General features: G+C 69.0%; 19 protein-coding genes and 1 pseudogene. 16 read left to right on the plus strand and 4 right to left on the minus strand.

Annotated features, from left to right (window positions below):
• Nucleotides 1-16 precede the first annotated feature (16 nt).
• Genes ACQPWU_RS33240 through ACQPWU_RS33260 form a run of 5 tightly spaced genes read left to right on the plus strand, consistent with a single transcriptional unit; the run spans nucleotide 17 to nucleotide 5,744 of the window.
• Nucleotides 17-2,110, plus strand: coding sequence for a glycoside hydrolase family 36 protein (locus tag ACQPWU_RS33240; protein ID WP_433428762.1), 2,094 nt, complete (start codon nucleotides 17-19; stop codon nucleotides 2,108-2,110).
• Nucleotides 2,111-2,121: 11 nt separating this feature from the next.
• Nucleotides 2,122-3,441 carry an ABC transporter substrate-binding protein gene (locus tag ACQPWU_RS33245; protein ID WP_433428765.1) on the plus strand — a complete coding sequence of 440 codons (1,320 nt, stop codon included), beginning with the start codon at nucleotides 2,122-2,124 and terminating at the stop codon, nucleotides 3,439-3,441.
• A gap of 10 nt (nucleotides 3,442-3,451) precedes the next feature.
• Nucleotides 3,452-4,366, plus strand: a complete 915-nt coding sequence (locus tag ACQPWU_RS33250; RefSeq protein ID WP_433428767.1) for a carbohydrate ABC transporter permease — start codon at nucleotides 3,452-3,454, stop codon at nucleotides 4,364-4,366.
• Nucleotides 4,363-5,199 (plus strand): carbohydrate ABC transporter permease, encoded by an 837-nt coding sequence (locus ACQPWU_RS33255; RefSeq protein WP_433428770.1) that lies wholly within the window; start codon nucleotides 4,363-4,365, stop codon nucleotides 5,197-5,199. The genes ACQPWU_RS33250 and ACQPWU_RS33255 overlap by 4 nt, the downstream gene beginning before the upstream one ends.
• 20 nt (nucleotides 5,200-5,219) lie before the next feature.
• On the plus strand, nucleotides 5,220-5,744 hold the full coding sequence (locus ACQPWU_RS33260; RefSeq protein WP_433428772.1) for a luciferase family protein: 525 nt from the start codon (nucleotides 5,220-5,222) through the stop codon (nucleotides 5,742-5,744).
• A 103-nt stretch (nucleotides 5,745-5,847) separates the two neighbouring features.
• On the opposite strand, the pseudogene ACQPWU_RS33265 reads toward ACQPWU_RS33260, so the two are convergent.
• Both ACQPWU_RS33265 and ACQPWU_RS33270 read right to left on the minus strand, forming a co-directional pair.
• A pseudogene (locus ACQPWU_RS33265) lies at nucleotides 5,848-6,024 on the minus strand (SDR family NAD(P)-dependent oxidoreductase); the annotation flags it as partial.
• A gap of 132 nt (nucleotides 6,025-6,156) precedes the next feature.
• On the minus strand, nucleotides 6,157-6,576 hold the full coding sequence (locus ACQPWU_RS33270; RefSeq protein WP_433428775.1) for a MerR family transcriptional regulator: 420 nt from the start codon (nucleotides 6,574-6,576) through the stop codon (nucleotides 6,157-6,159).
• Between the two features lie 73 nt (nucleotides 6,577-6,649).
• On the opposite strand from ACQPWU_RS33270, the gene ACQPWU_RS33275 reads away from it, so the two are divergent.
• The 5 genes from ACQPWU_RS33275 (at nucleotide 6,650) to ACQPWU_RS33295 (ending at nucleotide 9,311) form a co-directional block, all read left to right on the plus strand.
• Nucleotides 6,650-7,546, plus strand: coding sequence for an NAD(P)-dependent oxidoreductase (locus ACQPWU_RS33275; RefSeq protein WP_433428778.1), 897 nt, complete (start codon nucleotides 6,650-6,652; stop codon nucleotides 7,544-7,546).
• Nucleotides 7,543-7,974 (plus strand): PPOX class F420-dependent oxidoreductase, encoded by a 432-nt coding sequence (locus ACQPWU_RS33280; RefSeq protein WP_433428780.1) that lies wholly within the window; start codon nucleotides 7,543-7,545, stop codon nucleotides 7,972-7,974. Before ACQPWU_RS33275 ends, ACQPWU_RS33280 begins: the two co-directional genes overlap by 4 nt.
• A 50-nt stretch (nucleotides 7,975-8,024) precedes the next feature.
• Entirely contained in the window at nucleotides 8,025-8,369 is a 345-nt protein-coding gene (locus ACQPWU_RS33285) for a hypothetical protein (RefSeq protein WP_433428782.1), read from the plus strand.
• 108 nt (nucleotides 8,370-8,477) lie between these two features.
• Complete coding sequence (locus ACQPWU_RS33290; protein ID WP_433428784.1) at nucleotides 8,478-9,002, plus strand: NUDIX domain-containing protein; 525 nt, start codon at nucleotides 8,478-8,480, stop codon at nucleotides 9,000-9,002.
• A gap of 183 nt (nucleotides 9,003-9,185) precedes the next feature.
• Nucleotides 9,186-9,311 (plus strand): hypothetical protein, encoded by a 126-nt coding sequence (locus ACQPWU_RS33295; protein WP_433428787.1) that lies wholly within the window; start codon nucleotides 9,186-9,188, stop codon nucleotides 9,309-9,311.
• A 31-nt stretch (nucleotides 9,312-9,342) separates the two neighbouring features.
• Here the strand turns inward: ACQPWU_RS33295 and dgoD are convergent, their stop codons facing one another.
• Together dgoD and ACQPWU_RS33305 are read right to left on the minus strand one after the other, a co-directional pair.
• Entirely contained in the window at nucleotides 9,343-10,488 is a 1,146-nt protein-coding gene (dgoD, locus tag ACQPWU_RS33300) for a galactonate dehydratase (RefSeq protein ID WP_433428790.1), read from the minus strand.
• On the minus strand, nucleotides 10,485-11,714 hold the full coding sequence (locus tag ACQPWU_RS33305; protein WP_433428792.1) for an ROK family protein: 1,230 nt from the start codon (nucleotides 11,712-11,714) through the stop codon (nucleotides 10,485-10,487). Before ACQPWU_RS33305 ends, dgoD begins: the two co-directional genes overlap by 4 nt.
• 144 nt (nucleotides 11,715-11,858) lie before the next feature.
• On the opposite strand from ACQPWU_RS33305, the gene ACQPWU_RS33310 reads away from it, so the two are divergent.
• From ACQPWU_RS33310 to ACQPWU_RS33335, 6 genes are all read left to right on the plus strand, one after another.
• Nucleotides 11,859-12,677 carry an NAD-dependent epimerase/dehydratase family protein gene (locus tag ACQPWU_RS33310; RefSeq protein ID WP_433428794.1) on the plus strand — a complete coding sequence of 273 codons (819 nt, stop codon included), beginning with the start codon at nucleotides 11,859-11,861 and terminating at the stop codon, nucleotides 12,675-12,677.
• Nucleotides 12,674-14,029: an extracellular solute-binding protein gene (locus ACQPWU_RS33315; protein WP_433428797.1), complete on the plus strand. Its 1,356-nt coding sequence runs from the start codon at nucleotides 12,674-12,676 to the stop codon at nucleotides 14,027-14,029. The genes ACQPWU_RS33310 and ACQPWU_RS33315 overlap by 4 nt, the downstream gene beginning before the upstream one ends.
• Nucleotides 14,029-15,018, plus strand: coding sequence for a carbohydrate ABC transporter permease (locus tag ACQPWU_RS33320; RefSeq protein WP_433428799.1), 990 nt, complete (start codon nucleotides 14,029-14,031; stop codon nucleotides 15,016-15,018). The genes ACQPWU_RS33315 and ACQPWU_RS33320 overlap by 1 nt, the downstream gene beginning before the upstream one ends.
• Nucleotides 15,015-15,836 (plus strand): carbohydrate ABC transporter permease, encoded by an 822-nt coding sequence (locus ACQPWU_RS33325; protein WP_433428802.1) that lies wholly within the window; start codon nucleotides 15,015-15,017, stop codon nucleotides 15,834-15,836. The genes ACQPWU_RS33320 and ACQPWU_RS33325 overlap by 4 nt, the downstream gene beginning before the upstream one ends.
• A gap of 144 nt (nucleotides 15,837-15,980) precedes the next feature.
• On the plus strand, nucleotides 15,981-17,339 hold the full coding sequence (locus ACQPWU_RS33330) for an L-lactate MFS transporter (RefSeq protein WP_433428804.1): 1,359 nt from the start codon (nucleotides 15,981-15,983) through the stop codon (nucleotides 17,337-17,339).
• Entirely contained in the window at nucleotides 17,336-17,446 is a 111-nt protein-coding gene (locus ACQPWU_RS33335) for an MFS transporter small subunit (RefSeq protein ID WP_433428806.1), read from the plus strand. The genes ACQPWU_RS33330 and ACQPWU_RS33335 overlap by 4 nt, the downstream gene beginning before the upstream one ends.
• Nucleotides 17,447-17,558: the final 112 nt, after the last annotated feature.

The following is a 17,558-nucleotide window of genomic DNA, read 5'->3' on the forward strand; positions in this document are numbered from 1 at the left end:
CAAGCAAGGGAGATCCATGAACACCAGCGTCGTCTGGGGCCACCCGAGCCTTCGGGTCGTGCTCGACGTCTCACCCGACGGCCCGGTCGGCGTGCGGTCGTTGTCGCGCGGCGACGCGGCCACCGCGCACCGGCCCCGGGCGACGCAGCCGCTGGTGGAGCTGCTGCTCCCGGGCACCGGGCGGGCGCGCGCCTCGCATCGCTTCTCCCAGACCGCGGTCGGCCGGCGCCTCGCCTATCTGGGCTGCGACCAGCGCACGGACGGGGCATGGCACGTCCTGCGGGTACACCTGCACGATGCGGAGAGCGGGCTGGACGCCGAGGTGTTCCTCCGCTCGGCGGACGGGGTCGCCGCGTTCCAGTCGTGGACAAAGGTGACCAACCGCGGCCAGGAGCCCGCGCTGCTGCTGGGCGTCACGTCGTTCGCCGCCGCCTTCGCGGGGTCGGTTGACTCCACCGACGTGGTGCGGGCCGACAGCGAGTGGCTGGGCGAGAGCCGCTGGGTCCGCGAGGGCCTCCGCGCGCAGGCCGTACCCGACCTGCACCTGCCCTTTCACGGGCAGGACGGCCGCGGCCGGCTCGCGGTCGTCAGCACGGGCACCTGGTCGACCGGCAGCCACCTGCCCACAGGCGGGCTGATCGACCGCGGCAGCGGGCAGGCGTGGCTGTGGCAGATCGAGCACAACGGTCCCTGGCGCTGGGAGGTGGGCGAGCGGCTCGACGACCCGTGCGTCGCGCTGCTCGGCCCGACCGACATCGACCACCAGTGGCAGCACCGGCTCCACCCCGGGGAGTCGTTCACCACGGTGCCCGTGTCGGTCGCGGTGTCCGACGCCGGCCTGGAGGGCGCGGCTGAGGCGCTGACCGCGCATCGGCGGGCGATCGTCCGGCCGCACCCCGACCGGGAGCGGCTGCCGGTGGTGTTCAACGACTACATGAACACGCTGTCGGGCGACCCGACCACGGCCAAGCTGCTGCCGCTGATCGACGCCGCCGCGTCCGCGGGGGCCGAGGTGTTCTGCGTGGACGCCGGCTGGTACGACGACGGCGGCACCTGGTGGGACAGCGTCGGAGAGTGGCAGCCGTCGCAGACGCGGTTCCCGCGCGGCATCGAGGAGGTGCTCGGCCGCATCCGGGAGCTCGGCATGGTGCCGGGCCTGTGGCTGGAGCCCGAGGTGATCGGGGTACGCAGCCCCATGGCGGACAAGCTGCCGCCGGAGGCGTTCCTGCAGCGCGGCGGCGTACGCCTGGTCGAGCACGGCCGCTACCACCTCGACCTGCGCCACCCCCGCGCGGTCGCGCACCTGGACCAGGTCGTGGACCGGCTGGTGGAGGAGCTGGGCGTCGGCTACTTCAAGCTCGACTACAACATCGACCCGGGAGCGGGCACCGACCTGGACGCCGACAGCGCCGGGGACGGGCTGCTGGCCGCCAACCGGGCGCACCTGGCATGGCTGGAGGGCGTGCTCGAGCGCCACCCCGGGCTCACGCTGGAGAACTGCGCGTCGGGCGCCATGCGCATGGACTACGCGATGTTGTCCAGGCTGCAGTTGCAGTCCACCAGCGACCAGCAGGACTTCCGGCTCTACCCGCCGATCGCGGTGTCGGCGCCGATGTCGCTGCTGCCCGAGCAGTCGGCGAGCTGGGCCTACCCGCAACCCGACATGTCGGACGAGGAGATCGCCTTCACGCTGTGCACCGGCATGCTGGGGCGGCTCTACCTGTCCGGCCACCTGGACGGGATGAGCGCCGCGCAGCTCGAGTCCGTCCGCGACGCCGTACGCGTCCACCAGGAGATTCGCGCGGACCTGGCCCGCGCGACGCCGCTGTGGCCGCTCGGGCTGCCGCGTTGGGACGACGGCACGGTCGCGCTGGGACTACGTGCCGGCGACACCACATACGCTGGCGTCTGGCGGCGGGATGATGCGTGGTCCGTACGGCTCGACCTGCCCCACCTGGCGGGCCGTGCGGTCGAGATCGACGTCCTTTACCCGCGGCACCTGCCGGACTGGGATCGCGACTGGCAGCCCGGCCCTGGCGTGTTGACGCTCACGTCCCGTGGCGAGGAGCCCCTCTCCGCCCGGATCTTCCGCATCCGCACCGCCTCATGAAAGAGACCACCATGAAGACGAAATGGACGTCCGCCGCCGCCGCGGCGACGCTCGCGCTCGGGCTCGCCGCCTGCAGCGACCCCTCGGTCGAGACCTCCTCCTCCGCCCCCGCCGCCGCCGCGACCTGGGCCGACCCGACCGCGAAGCTCGACGGCGTGAAGCTGACGATCTGGGCCGCGCAGAACAGCAACACCGTGCCCAAGGCGGTCATCGCCGGATTCCAGCAGGCGACGGGCGCGACGGTCGAGGTCGTGACGATCCCGGACCCGTACGAGCAGGGCATCCAGACCAAGGTCGCCACCGGTGACAAGCCCGACCTGGCGTTCTGGCAGCCGACCGCGTCCATGCTGACCGCGATCAACGCCAAGGCCAACCTCCAGCCGCTGAACGACGCGCCGTGGCTGTCGCAGCTGTCGCCGGACCTGAAGGACATGACCGGCATCCTGAACGGCACCCGGTACGCGGCCCTCGTCACGAGCCCCGCGGTCGAAGGCGTCTACTACAACAAGGAGGTCTTCGCCGCCAACAAGATCACCAGTACGCCGAAGAACTTCGACGAGATGGTGGAGCTGGCGCGCACGCTCAAGGGCAAGGGCGTCACGCCGTTCTTCGAGATGGCCGGCGACAAGTGGGCGACCCAGTGGTGGGTGCAGGTCCAGCTCGCCGACGCGGCCAAGGACGGCCTGTGGGAGCGGATCAACACGGGCAAGGAGACGTTCAACAGCCCGACCGTGGTCGGGGCGATCAAGAAGTACAAGTCGCTGATCGACGAGGGGCTGTTCAACTCCGACATCAAGACCGCGAAGTTCGAGGACCAGGGCGCGGCGCTGCTGTCCGGCAAGGCCGCCATGGCCGTGCAGGTGAACTCGTTCTTCGGGCAACTCCAGGCCTCGGCGGACACCGCGACGCTGAACAAGAAAATCGGTTTCTTCCCGATCTCGCCGTCGGGCAACGTCGGCACGTTCATCCCCGACCAGTCCAACGCGCTGGTGGCGTTCAAGACCGGTGACGCCAAGCGCGAGGCCGCGGCGCGGCAGCTCCTGGCGTACTGGATGGGCCCCGGCTACAAGGACTTCGTCGCCGACCGCAACACCGTCTCCCTGGAGCCGTCGGTGCCCAGCCCGGCGGGCGTGCCGCAGGCGCTCCTCGACGTGCACGCCTCGCTGCCCACCGCCGTCGGGTCCATGCAGGCGCTGGCGGTGGCCAACCCGGACCTGTACCTGAACCTGGCCGACATGATCAACGGGACGTTGACGCCGGAGAAGGTCGCCTCGGCCACGCAGGACCAGTTCGCCCAGCTCGCCAAGGCGGCCGGGGCGAGCGGTTTCTGAGGAGTTCCACATGCTGACCACCACTACCGCCAGGCAGACCGTGCCCCGCCGCGCCACGAGCCCCGGACGTCCCGTCGTCCGGCGGCGGACGCACCCCATGTGGTTCATGGCTCCGGCGTTCGCCATCCTGCTGGTGTTCTTCTTCCTGCCGACGGTGTTCAACTTCGTCTACGCCTTCACCGACTGGTCGGGCTTCAAGAGCTCGATCAGTCCCGTCGGGCTGGAGAACTTCACCGACCTGGCCTCCAACGGCACGCTGTTCCGGTCGCTACGGGTCACGGTGGTGTACGCGGTGCTGGTGGCGGTCTTCCAGAACGCGTTCGGCTTCGGCCTGGCCGTGCTGCTCGAACGCGACACCCTGGTCAACCGGGTGGCCAGGGTGTTCTTCCTCATCCCCGTGCTGATGTCCGCGCTGGCCGTCGGCTACATCTTCCAGGCCCTGCTCAAGCCCACCGGCGGCCTGAACCAGCTCCTCGGGATCGACTACGCCTGGCTCGGCGACACCACCTGGACGATCGTGGTGGTCGCGCTGATCCACGCGTGGAAGTGGATGGGGCTGTCGATGCTCATCTACCTGGCCGGGCTGAAGACCATCCCTGAGGACATCGTGGAGGCCGCCCACATCGACGGGGCGTCGCGGTGGCGTACGTTCTGGACGGTCCGCTTCCCGCTGCTGGCGCCCGCGATCACGTTCAACGTCGCCACGGCGCTGCTGGGCTCGATGAACGGCTTCGACGTCGCCCAGGCCACCACCGGCGGCGGTCCCGCCCGCACGACCGAGATCCTGAACATCTTCATCTACCGCACCTTCGGTCAGGGACTGTTCGCGCAGGCCACGACGATGAGCCTGGTGCTGTTCCTGCTGGTGGCCCTCATGGCCTTCCCGGTCATCTATGTCCTGCGCAAGCGGGAGGAGGTCCTGTGAACGGTTTGAGTGATGCGAGCGGCTGGAGGCGGCTGCAGCCGGCCGTCGCGCTCGTCCTCGTGGTGGCATCCATCGGCACCCCGCTGTGGCTGGTGCTGGTGACGGCCGCCAAGTCCCAGAGCGAGGCGCTCCAGCCGGACCTTTCGCTGCCGTCCACATGGCACCTCCTGGAGAACCTGGGCCAGGTGTGGGCCGACGGCAAGGTGCTCCAGGGGGCGCTGGGCAGCCTGCTCGTCGTCGTGCCGTCGGTGGTGGGGGTGCTGCTGTTCGGGTCGATGGCGGCATGGATCCTGGCCCGGCGCGCCAGCAGGATCAGCGCCGTGCTGTACGCGCTGGCGATCAGCGGCATCGTGCTCCCGCCCGCCGTCGTCACCGTCGTCCTGCTGCTGCGCCAGCTCGGCCTGGCCGGGACCGCGGTCGGGATGATCGGCGTCTACATGGGCATCTACATGTCGACGGTGATCTTCTTCGTCACCGGCTTCGTGCGTACCATCCCCGTCTCGCTCGAAGAGGCGGCGCAGCTCGACGGGGCGAGCCCGTTCAGGGTCTTCTGGCTGGTCGTGCTCCCCTTGCTGCGCCCGGTGCTGGCCACCGCCACCATCCTGGTCTGCCTGTACGTCTGGAACGACGTCTTCTACGCCTTCTTCGTCATCGGCGGACGGCTGGACACGCTCCCGCTCAACCTCTTCCGCGTGGCGAGCGCCGGGCTCTACCTCAACAACTGGCACCTGATCTTCTCGTACGTGATCCTGATGAGCCTGCCGCTGGTCGTGGTCTTCGCCGTGGCCCAACGGAAGATCATCTCGGGCATCACCAGCGGGGCCGTCAAGTAGTAGTTGTACCATTACTGTCTGTGAGCAGTAGAGAGCCCGAAATTCCCGTGGAGCCCGGTTTGGCCGACCCCGGCTTGGCCGGGCCGGGTTTGCGGTCGCGTCGCGGCCCGCGCCCGGCCACCACGACCGGCATCCCGCACCAGCAGCTCGACCAGATCGCACCAGTCGAGCTGCAGGAAGACCTGTGGCGCCGCATGTCCGCCCTCGCCCACGTCCGCACCGGCACCAGCGTCATCTCGCTGCCGGAGACGCGGGCGCTGCACCTGGACCCGGCGTACGCGTACGGGCCGAGCTCGGCGTTCTTCCAGGACAGCACGGAGTTCGCCCACCTCCACGGGGACCACGACGGGAGCCTGCACGCCCTCCTGCCCGAGGGAGAGGCCACCGAAGTCGTGGCGAAGGGATGGGCCGAGTTCCACCCGGCGGTACACGAGGGCCGCCACCCACCGACGCTGGTGATGCTGTACGGACCTCGGAACGAGGCGGACCTGGAGACGGTGTGGCAGTTGGTACGCCGCAGCCACGCCTTCGCATCGGGACAGTAGGTGGACACAAGCGCTGCTGATGTGAGCCTCCTTTCGAGCTGCACCCGACACTGAACATTCCGGAAGGACACGAGATCTCTGACGGCGTTCTGCCCGAGTTGCGGACCGCGAGGGTCACCTCGGCTCCGGCTGCGGCCAGGGCCCGAGCGGTCTCCAGGCCGATGCCCGAGGAGCCGCCGGTGACGATTGCGCGGCGGCCGGTCAGAGCGACGCCCGCGACGACCTCCGCTGCGGTGGTCTGCGCGCCGAACGGGGTGACGATGCGTCCGTGCTCGGTCATGCCATCAGCCTTCCTGTGCGCCCCGCCGTCCAGGGCAGCGCCGAATCGTGTCTCCTTTCCAGACAAGCACCCGAAATGGCAGGTCACAGCGATGGAAGGGGTCCTGCTCAACCGGGGTCCGGCAGTACCCGTTTACGACCACGCCGGTGCCGGCTCCGGCGTGGCGGAGTCGTATCCCTGATAGTGCGGTGACACACGCCGTTCGGTGGCATCGATGTAGTCGTGCAGGACCTGGCGGGAGCGGATAAGCGTGTCGATGTGTCCGTCCAGCCCGTTCAGGCGTGCTCGTAGCATGTCCAGGAGCTCCGGGCAGGGCTCGAGGTCCGGGGCCGCACCGGTCGCGCAGGGCAGCATGAACCCGATTTCCTGCGTCGACAGTCCGGCCTCGAGCAGCCTCCTGATCTGGGTCACGGTCAGGATGGCGTCGTCGGCGTACTCGCGGTAGCCGTTGGCGCCGCGGCCGGGCTCGAGCAGGCCCTGGGCCTCGTAGTAACGCAGCTGATGCGCGTGGACTCCGGTCCGCCGGCTCAACTCCCCGATCAGCACGCTCACTCCTCCTTGACCTTCATACCGGTGTGAACGTTGAGGATTCTGCCATGACCACCAACCCCTCGAGGGAGGACACATGCAGAATCGCGTCGCCACCCACACGCCCGTGACGGTCATAGGGCTGGGCCTGATGGGCCAGGCGCTGGCCGGAGCGTTCCTGCGCGACGGGCACCCCACCACCGTGTGGAACCGCACGGCAGCGAAGGCCGGACAACTGGTCGCCCAGGGCGCGAAGCTCGCCGGCTCGGTCGGCGAGGCCGTCGCGGCCAGCCCTGTTGTGGTCGTCTGCGTCTCGGACTATGAGACTGTGCACGAGCTCCTCGATCCATTGGGCGAGGTCCTCGACGGCCGGGTCCTGGTGAACCTGGCCTCGGGAACGTCGCGCGGGGCCCGCGAGACCGCCGAGTGGACGGCGCAGCGGGGCGGCACCTACCTCGACGGCGCGATCATGGCCACCCCTTCAGCCGTCGGGGCCGATGCCGTCATCCTCTACAGCGGACCGCGATCGGCCTTCGACCTGCACGAACCGACCCTGAGGAGCCTCGGCGCGGGAACGACGTATCTCGGCGACGACCACGGCCTGTCGTCGCTGTATGACGTGGCTGTGCTGAGCCTGATGTGGAACATTCTGAACGGCTTCCTGCATGGTGCCGCCCTGGTCGGCGCGGCGGGTGTGGACGCCACAACGTTCGCCCCGATCGCGACCAAGGGGATCGAAACCGTGAACGGCTGGCTGTCCGCCTACGCACAACAGATCGACGACGGCACGTACCCGGCCTTCGATTCCACCATCGACACCCACCTGGCCGCGATGGAGCACCTCATCCACGAGAGCGAGTCCCTCGGCGTCAACGCCCAACTTCCGAAGTTCATCAAGGCCCTGACCGACCGGGCCGTAGCCGATGGACACGGCGGTGACGGCTATGCGGCGATGATCGGGCAGTTCCGCGAGCTCTCAGGGGCTCGGCCATGACCGCCGCACCGTTCGACCCGCGCACGCTGCTCGCGGAAAGCCGGCTGGGTGTTCTCGCGACGATCAAGTCGGACGGCCGCCCCCAGCTTTCCCCCGTCATGCCCTTCTACGACCAGGAGGCCGATGTCGTCTACGTTTCGATGACCGAGGGACGGGCCAAGACGGCGAATCTGCGCCGGGACCCGCGAGCCGCTCTGGAGGTCACCAGCCCCGACGGCTGGGCGTGGGCCACCGCCGAGGGCCCGGTGACACTCACCGGCCCGGGAACCGACCCCCACGGTCCCGAGGTCGAGGCGCTGGTGCGTTACTACCGCATCGCCGCCGGGGAGCACCCGGACTGGGACGAGTACCGGTCGGTGATGGTGTCCGACCGGAGGGTGCTCATGGTGATGACGGTCGACCACGTGTACGGCGCCAAGATCCGCTGACAGCGCCCCGAAGTAGCCTCGTATGGCATCGCTTGCTCCATCATCGAATCATGGGCACCTGGGTTCACATTCGCGGCTGGCTCGAGTTCCACGGGCAGCGACCGGCGGCCGAACGCATCATTCGCCAAGGCGAAGCTCAAGGCTGGGCCTTCCCCGACGGAGGCTGGCTGGACGCCGCCTGTTACGCCCGCGCCGTCCGCGCCCATGAAGTCCATGAGGTGCTCGACCAGGTCCGGCAGATCGCCGCGCTCCCCGCCACCGATGACGACCACGACCTCGTCTGCGGCCTGTTCTTCGCCTTCCATGAAGTGGAAGGACAAAGCGAGTGGCAGGTCCGCGACGGCGAGGTCGTCATCAACCCGGCCCCGCCGCGCTACGACTACTTGTGGAAATAGTCGCCTCCTCAGGCGCCCTGGCACTACCCGTCCGTGTCGGCGTCGGGCGCGAGCCGGCATCCCTTGTAGCGTGGTGCCGATTCAGGCGTCCATCCTGGGAGCAGCCGCATGCGTTGGCAGGTCCACTCGGAAAGACCGCTCTACACCGACCCGTGGCTTGATGTCCGGGTTGCCGATGTGGAGCTTCCGGACGGAAGACATCTCGATCACCGGCTCATCCGCACCGCGCCCGGAGCGGGGGCGGTCATCACCGACGAGCAGAACCGCGTGCTGCTCATCTGGCGGCACCGCTTCATCACCGACACCTGGGGCTGGGAAATCCCCATCGGCAGGGTCGACGACGGCGAGGAGCCGATCGCGGCCGCCGCCCGAGAGGTCGAGGAAGAGACCGGCTGGCGGCCCGGCCCCTTGCGTCCGCTGCTCTATGCCCAGCCGACCAACGGCATCTCCGACTCCGAGCACCACATCTTCCGCGCCGACAGCGCCCAGCACATCGGGCCGCCAACCGAGGCATGGGAGGCCGAGCGCATTGAGTGGATACCGCTCTCGGACATCCGCCGCCTGATCGACAAGCGCGACATCGTGGGCGGGACGAGCATGAACGCGCTCCTCTACGTGCTCACCGACATGTAGGTGTCAGCGGCCGTTCGCCCCGGGCTTGGCCGTGAAGCGCTCGTCGTCACACCCGCGCGCCGCTGCCCCGGTCGGCGGCCAGGGTGCGGACGGTCGCCACCACGGCGTCGCGGCGCCGGGCGAGGGCCACCTTGTGGTCCTGTTCGTCGAGCACGAGGGCGGCACAGCTGCGGGACGGCGGGCGTGGACCAGGTAGGCGGCGTCCCCCAGGGCGAGGGCGTTGCCGTCGGCCTGTCCGCGGCCGAGGAGCAGGTGCCCGTCCAGAATGTCGGCGAAGAGCTTCTCCAGGAGGGCCGGCAGGTCCTCTGAGCCTCCGTCAGGATGGCCATGGTGGCGTGAGTCACCACTCCGCGAAGGAGCCGTCGTTCCGGCGGAGGAGCGGTGGGCGCCAGGTGTGGCCCTTCTCCGCGGCAGATCGCACCGCGGCCTCGTCGATGTCGATGCCGAGGCCGGGTCCGGTGGGTCGTTCGATGTGACCGTCCACGAACCTGAACACCTGCGGGTCCGTGAGGTAGTCGAGCAGCGCGCTGCCGCCGCCGTACTCGATGCCCAGGCTCTGCTCCTGGATGAGGAAGTTCGGTGTCGCCAGGTCGATCTGCAGGCTCGCGGCCAGGGCGATCGGCCCGAGCGGGCAGTGCGGCGCCACCACCACGTCGTACGCCTCGGCCATCGCCGCGATCCGCCGCACTTCGGAAATGCCGCCCGCGTGCGACAGGTCGGGTTGCGCGACCGCGATGCCGGTGGGCAGGACGTCACGGAAATCCCACCGGGAGTAGAGCCGTTCCCCGGTGGCGATCGGGATGCTGGTGGCGTCGGTGATCCGGCGCATGTCTCGCGCGAACTCCGGCAGCACCGGCTCCTCCACGAACAACGGGAGCAGCGGCTCGAGCAGCGGCAGGATCCGGCGGGCCGCCGCGGCGCTGAACCGGCCGTGGAAGTCCAGCGCGATGTCGACGTCGTCTCCGAGCGCGTCGCGCAGGATCTCCACGCGGCGCGCCATCGCCCGGATCTCGGCCGCGCTCGGCACAGGCGGCAGGGCTTCGGAGACATTGAGCTTGACGGCCGTGAACCCGCTCGCCACTTTGGCCAGCGCGTCGTCCACCAACTCGGCGGGATCGGCGCCGCCTACCCAGGTGTACATTCGCACACGGTCGCGGACCGGGCCGCCGAGCAGTTCGTGGACGGGAGCGTCGTGATAGCGGCCTTTGATGTCCCACAGGGCCTGATCGATTCCGGCCAGCGCACTCGACAGCACCGGCCCGCCGCGGTAGAAGCCGCCCTTGGCCAGCACCTGCCAGTGCTTCTCGATGCCCAGCGGGTCCGCGCCGACGAGGTGCTCCATCAATGTGGTGACGGCGCCCTGGACGGCCTCGGCGCGACCCTCGACGATCGGTTCGCCCCAGCCGCTGAGGCCTTCATCGGTGTCGATCCGCAGGAACTGCCAGCGCGGTGCCACCAGGAACGTCTCGTATGCGGTGATCTTCAAACTGCCTCATTCGGTTCGGGTTCGGCACCGGCCAGCAGCGCGCTGACGAGCTGGTCGGTCTCTCGCAGGACCAGGGCGGCCGCGCCCGAAGCCGCGGCTCGCTCTCCCAGGTCGAGGGCTGCCGCGACGACGTCGGCGTCGCGTGTGAGCACCATGGCGGAGCGGCGCAAGGTCGCGCGGATCGGTTCGAGCAGGACTTCGCCGGCGCGCGCGAGCTCGCCGCCGACGATGATCCGCTCCGGGTTCAGCAGGTTGCAGATGTTCGCGAGCACCCGTCCGACGACCTCGCCGGCCTCGTGGAGCACGCGACGGCAGCCGGGATCCCCGGCCCCTGTGGCGGCGAGGACGTCGTCGATGCCGATGTCCGCGCCCAGCGTCGGCCTCAGCGCGGCGAGCACGGCGGGAATCGACGCGTACTGGACGAGGCAGCCGCGGTTCCCGCAAGGGCATGCCTCGCCTGAGGGATCGGCCGAGATGTGCCCGGCCGAACCGCCTCCACCGCGGGCGCCGCCATGGTGCAGCCGGCCCTCCAGCTGCAGACCGGCGCCGATCCCGGTCGACAGGCCGATGTAGAGCACGTCGCGGACGCCGCTGCCGGCACCCCAGGTGAACTCGGCGATCGCCTCCAGCCGGGTGTTGTTCTCGACCAGCACCGGAGGGGACAGATGCCGGCCGAACTCCTGGGCCACGTTCACGCCTGCCCACGCCTGGCCCGGCAACGACGGTCCCACCACGCCGGTGCGCAGGTCGATGGGGCCCGGGACGCCGACGGCGACACCGAGCAGTGCCGAGCGGTCCTGCCCCGCCGCGGCGAGCAGGCCGTCGAGCAGGCGGAGGCCGGCGGCCAGCCGCTCCTGCCAGGGCGTGTCCGGCTCCACGGTCGTGCCTTCGCTGGCAAGGGTCGTACCGGCGAGGTCGGTGACGTGGCACCAGATGCGCTCGAGCGTGAAGTCGAGCCCGGCCGCGGTGCCCGCGGCGGGGTTGGCGCGGAGGAAGGCACGTGCTCGCCCGTCCACGGCAGAGGTGTCTGCGTCACCGGCGGACTCGATCACCACGCCGATCGCGATCAGCTCGCCGACGATGGTCGACACCGTCGTGCGCGACAGGCCCGACAGTCGCGCGAGCTCCGCGCGATGCAGCGTGCCGTGCTCCATCAGCGCGGACAGCAGTCGCTCCGAGTTCGTCCGCCGGAGCGCTCTGAGCGATCCGGTGTCCTTTGTAGCCACGTGGTCGAGTATCGATGCGCCGTCGTTCGAGCGTCAACAGAGTTTCGACATTGTTCGGCAACACTCTTGACACAAACCCAACAGTGCTCGAACAATTTCGGCAAGTTCGGGCATCGGTCCCGGCCAGGCGACCTGGATGGCGACATGGACGCACCGAAGAACGATCGCGACCGGCCACTGGTGGTGATCACCGGCGGTCTCGGCCGGGTGGGCACCGTTTTGCGGCCGTACCTGCGGCGACACCACAAGCTGCGTATCGTCGACACGGCTGAACGAGCTGATGCGGTCGAGCCCGAACCAGAGGTGGACATTCGCCGCGCCGACATCGGCGAACCCGATGCGGCGTACGAGTTTCTCAACGGAGCGGACGCGATCCTGCACCTGGCCGGCGACGCCAACCCCTGGCATGGCTGGGAAGACGTGTACCGCGCCAATGTGCGGCCGATGCCTGCGCTGCTGCAGGCGGCCGCCGCGCACGCCGTGCCGAAGATCGTGCTGGCCAGCTCGCTCCATGCCGCAGGCGAGTACAACCGGCCGGTGTTCTGGCCGGTCAGCCCCCGGCTGGAGCCGAAACCCTGCTGCGCGTACGGGCTCAGCAAGGTCGTCGTCGAGGCGCTCGGCCGCTCCCACGCGGAACGCACCGGCGCCTCGGTCACCTGCCTGCGGCTCGGCCTGACCGGCTGGCCGCTGACAGAACGGCGGTACCTCGGCATGTGGCTGTCGGACGGTGACGCGGCCAGGCTCGTGCTCGCCGCGCTGTGCGCCCGCGAACCGTTCGGGGTGCACTTCGGCGTCTCGGCCAACAGCCGCCGGCACTGGGACACCGCGTCGGCGCAGACCGAGCTCGGCTACCGGCCTCAGGACGACAGCGAGTTGTACGCGGACAGCGCGGGACCGGCCAGCGGTCCCGTGTGCCGGATCTTCGACGACTCTTCAGAACTCAGGATGCGAGGAATGACATGACCACAGCGGGCCAGGGCCTCTCGAGGCGCCGGTTCCTTGCCCTCTCCACGGCTGCGGCCGGCGGCGCCTTCGCCGCGGGTTGCGCGCCGGCCTCCTCGACGAAGACAGCGGCCGCAGGCTCGACCCCCGGCAAGACCACGATCACGATCATGACGAACTCGGGCGAGTTCAGCCCGGAGGAGGCCAAGGCGGCCTCGCAGGCACTGGGCTTCACCGTCAAGACCGTCGAATACGACCTGACCAAGCTGACCGCCATGCTGACCAGCGGCAACCCGCCGGACGTGGTGCGGGGCCTGGGGGCGACGGACACGCCGTACCTCGTGGCCCGCGAGGCGGCCGAGAACCTCGACCCTTACTTCGCCAAGAGCACCTTGATCAAGGCGGACGACCTCGACCCCATCAACGACGCATGGCGCTTCGACGGTCAGAAGCAGGGCGCGGGCCCCCGGTACGGCATGGTGAAGGACTACTCACAGGACGCCATGCTCTGGTCCAACGCGGCGCTGTTCGAGGCCGCCAAGGTCGACCCGCCGAGCGCGACCACTCCGCTGCTGTTCGCCGACCTGCTCGAGATGGGCAAGCGGCTGACGAAGCGCCAGGGCGCGAAGGTCAGCGTCTACGGGCTGAACCCGAACGGTCTGAGCCTGTTCACGACGCTGCTCGGTATGACGGCCTCGGCCGGCGGGAAGCTGCTGTCGGACGACCTCGCGTCGGTCGACTTCAGCAGCCCGGAGGCGCTTCGCGCGCTCACCTGGTACGTCGACTACGCCAAGGCAGGTATAGGGCCGACGGTGCTCAACCCCGACCCGAACGGCTGGGACGGGCCGACCTTCCAGGCCGGCCGGATGGCGATCACGACCAACGGCTACTGGTTGGGCGCGCTGTTCGCCACCGACGCCAAGACCGCCAAGGTCGCGCGCCTGCTGCCGGCGCCGCAGTTCGACACCAGCCGGCGGATCAGCCCGTGCTACGGGGCCACGGGTCTGTGGATGCCGAAGGCCGGCAGGAACAAGGATGCCGCCTGGCAGTTCATGGAGTGGTACCTCGCCGGCGATCCCGCCAGGAAACGCGCCGGCGGCGGCTGGGGGATCCCGACGCTGAAGTCCCTGCGGCAACTCATGCCGCAGCAGCAGCCCTACCAGAAGGAGGCGTACGAGGTGCAGATGGCCGAGCTGAACCACTTCTCAGTGCTCTCGTTCACGCCGTACGCGCGGGTCGAGGCCCTCGACACCGCGATCACCCGTGCGTTGCCCAAGGCGATCAAGGGCGAGCTGTCGCCGGCGCAGCTGGCGGACACCCTGAACGACGAGCTCAACAAGCAGCTCGCCGACGGGAAGAAGCGGTTGCGGTGATGTCCAGGCAGCTGACGGCTGCGCCGCCGCCGGCCGCGGAAGCTCCCTCGGCGACGAGCCGCACCGCGCGGCCGAAGAAGCCGACGTCCGCTCTGCGACGGACGCGGACGTTCTACATGTTCGTCGCGCCTTGGGTCATCGGGTTCGTCGCCCTGACGGTGTTCCCGCTCGGCTACGCGTTCTGGCTCAGCCTCACCGACTCCGACGGACTGTCCCCCCGCACGCATTTCGTGGGGCTGGAGAACTATGTCGAGTTCTTCCAGGATCCTCTGACGCTCAATTCGCTGGCCAGGACCGGATCGTTCACGCTGATCACCGTGCCGCTGTCGGTCATCGCCGGGTTGCTGCTGGCGGTGATGGTGAACCAGCCGATCCGTGCCCGGGGTTTCTTCCGGGCGATGATCTATCTTCCCGCGGTGGTTCCGCCGGTCGGTGCGGCTCTGGCGTTCAGGCTGATCTTCGACCGTGACGCGGGCGCCGCCAACGGCGTGCTCAGCAGTATCGGCGCGGATCCGATCACCTGGCTGGTCGACCCGAACGCCCGCTATGTCCTCTACGCGCTTGTGATGTGGGGCTGTGGCGGCTCCATGATCATCTCGCTTGCGGGCCTGCAGGACGTACCTCGCGAAGTACTGGAAGCCGCCCGGGTGGACGGCGCCACGTCGTGGCAGGCGTTCACCCGGATCACCATTCCGCTGCTGTCGCCGGTGATCCTGTTCCAGGTCGTCACCGGCGTGATCGGCTCCCTGCAGTCGTTCGCGCCGCTGCTGCTGTCCACGGGCTCGCTCAGCGGCGCCGGCTCGGTGCCGGAGGGCAACTACCTGTTCATGATCCACGTGATCGCGCAGTACTTCGGCGCCTCGCGCTTCGGGTACGCCTCCGCGATGTTGTGGATACTGTTCGCCGTGATCCTCGTCGTGACGCTGCTGATCATCAAGGTGAGCGCCCGGACCGTCTTCTACACCGTCGATCCGGAGGGGAAGCGATGAGCCGGCCCTATCGCTACGCCTTGTACGTCGTACTGATCACGGTGGTGCTCGCGTTGCTGAGCCCGATCGCCTGGCTGGTGCTCACGTCGCTGAAGTCCCCGGCCGAGATGGCGGCCTTCCCGCCCACCTGGCTGCCGGACGCGCCCCGGTTCGGCAACTACAGGGACGCCGTGATGAGCATCGACTTCCTTGGCGCGACCCAGAACTCCCTGACGATCGCAGTGATCCACACGACGCTCACCGCGCTGAGCTCGGCGTGGGTGGGCTTCGGGTTCGCCAGGTTCACCGCGCCGGGGAGGAAGCAGCTGTTCGTCGTGCTGCTGTCGACGATGATGCTGCCCGGCATCGTCACATTGGTACCGACGTACCTGATCTTCGCCAAGGCCGGCCTGGTCAACACGTTCTGGCCGTGGGTGCTGTGGGGTCTCGGAGGCAGCCCGTTCCTGATCTTCCTTTTCCGCCAGTTCTTCGCGGGCATCCCCCGGGAGATGGAGGAGGCCGCGGTCATCGACGGGTGCGGTTACGCCCGGATGTTCTGGCGGATCTTCCTGCCGCAGTCGTGGCCGGTGATCGCCGCGAGTGTGATCCTGAACTTCACGTGGAGCTGGGGTGACTTCGTCGCCCCCGCACTCCTGCTGAGCCCGGACAGCACCACCCTCGCGGTGGCGATGGCCGCCGGCTACGTCAACGAGCAGGGCCTTCCGCTCAACAACCTCGTCGCTGCCGGAGCGGTGATCTACCTGCTGCCCGTGCTCGTCCTGTTCTTGTTCATGCAACGGCGCTTCGTCAGCGGCTTCACCACCGCCGGACTGAAGTGAGGAACCGACTTGTGGTCGATCTCCCGACGATTAACCCAACGCTCGTCGACGAGGCACCTTGCCTTACTGCCGTTCGTCGCTGAATTCTGACCGCTCGCCGTAAAGATCTCCAATACTGCATACTGTATGTGATACGCGTAACACGTGGCGACAAGATTCCTCGACCGTTCCCGTATCGTGGCGGCCCCGGGGTGGAGCCGGTGGCTGGTGCCGCCGGCGGCGCTCTCCGTCCACCTGGCGATCGGGCAGGCGTACGCGTGGAGCGTCTTCAAACCCCCGCTGGAGTCCTCACTCCATCTGTCGGGCACGCAGAGCGCCCTGCCGTTCCAGCTGGGCATCGTCATGCTCGGCCTGTCGGCGGCCTTCGGCGGCACACTGGTGGAGCGCAACGGGCCGCGGTGGGCGATGTTCGTCTCGATGGCCTGCTTCTCGTCCGGGTTCCTGCTGTCCGCGCTGGGCGTGGCCACCCGCCAGTACTGGCTGGTGGTGCTCGGCTACGGGTTCGTGGGCGGGATCGGGCTCGGCATCGGCTACATCTCCCCCGTCTCCACGCTGATCAAGTGGTTCCCCGACCGGCCCGGCATGGCCACCGGGATCGCGATCATGGGGTTCGGCGGCGGGGCGCTCATCGCCTCGCCGTGGTCGGCGCAGATGCTGGAGTCGTTCGGCACAGGCACCGGCGGGATCGCCACCACGTTCCTCGTGCACGGCGTGGTCTACGCGTTCTTCATGTCGATGGGCGTGCTGCTGGTGAGGGTCCCGCCGGAGGGCTGGTCGCCGCCGGGGTGGACGCGGGCCGCGGTCGCGGCCAGGCCGCTGATCACCGACGCGGACGTCTCGGCCCGCAACGCGATCCGCACCCCGCAGTTCTACTTCCTGTGGGTCGTGCTGTGCTGCAACGTCACCGCGGGCATCGGGATCCTGGAGAAGGCCGCGCCCATGATCCGGGACTTCTTCACGGGAACGGCCACGCCGGTCGCCGTGGGAGCGGCCGCCGGGTTCGTGGCGCTGCTGTCGCTGGCGAACATGACCGGCCGGTTCGTCTGGTCGTCCACCTCCGACCTGATCGGGCGCAAGAACATGTACCGCGTCTACCTGGGGGTCGGCGCGCTGCTCTACCTGGTGATCGCGCTGGCGGGGAACTCCTCGAAGGTGCTGTTCATCATGTGCGCGCTGGGCATCCTGTCCTTCTACGGCGGCGGCTTCGCGACGGTCCCGGCGTACCTTAAGGACCTGTTCGGCACCTTCCAGGTCGGCGCGATCCACGGCCGCCTGCTCACCGCGTGGTCCACCGCGGGCGTGCTCGGCCCGCTCATCGTGAACGCCATCGCCGACGCGCAGAAGGCCGCGGGCCGGTCGGGGCCCGCGCTCTACACGACCTCCCTCTTCATCATGATCGGACTGCTGGCGGTGGGCCTGCTCGCCAATGAGCTGATCCGGCCGGTGAGCGACAAGTACCACGAGAAGCCCGCGGAGCCGGCGATGGAAGGGCAGGCGACATGACCCCGAGGCGGACCGCCCTGATGGTGCTGGCGTGGGCCTGGGTCGGCCTGCCCTTCGCCTTCGGCGTGTACGAGCTGGTGCTGAAACTCACCCAGCTGGTGGGTTAGCGGCGCCGCCGGTCATGCGGACGGGTCGCGGAAGTAGTGGCCTTCGCCGAGGTGCCCCGCGACTCATCCGAGAGTTCGACGAGCTGAAAGCCGTGACCTCGAGCAGATGACC

This window comes from Nonomuraea sp. CA-141351, from assembly GCF_050944675.1.
Taxonomy (GTDB): domain Bacteria; phylum Actinomycetota; class Actinomycetes; order Streptosporangiales; family Streptosporangiaceae; genus Nonomuraea.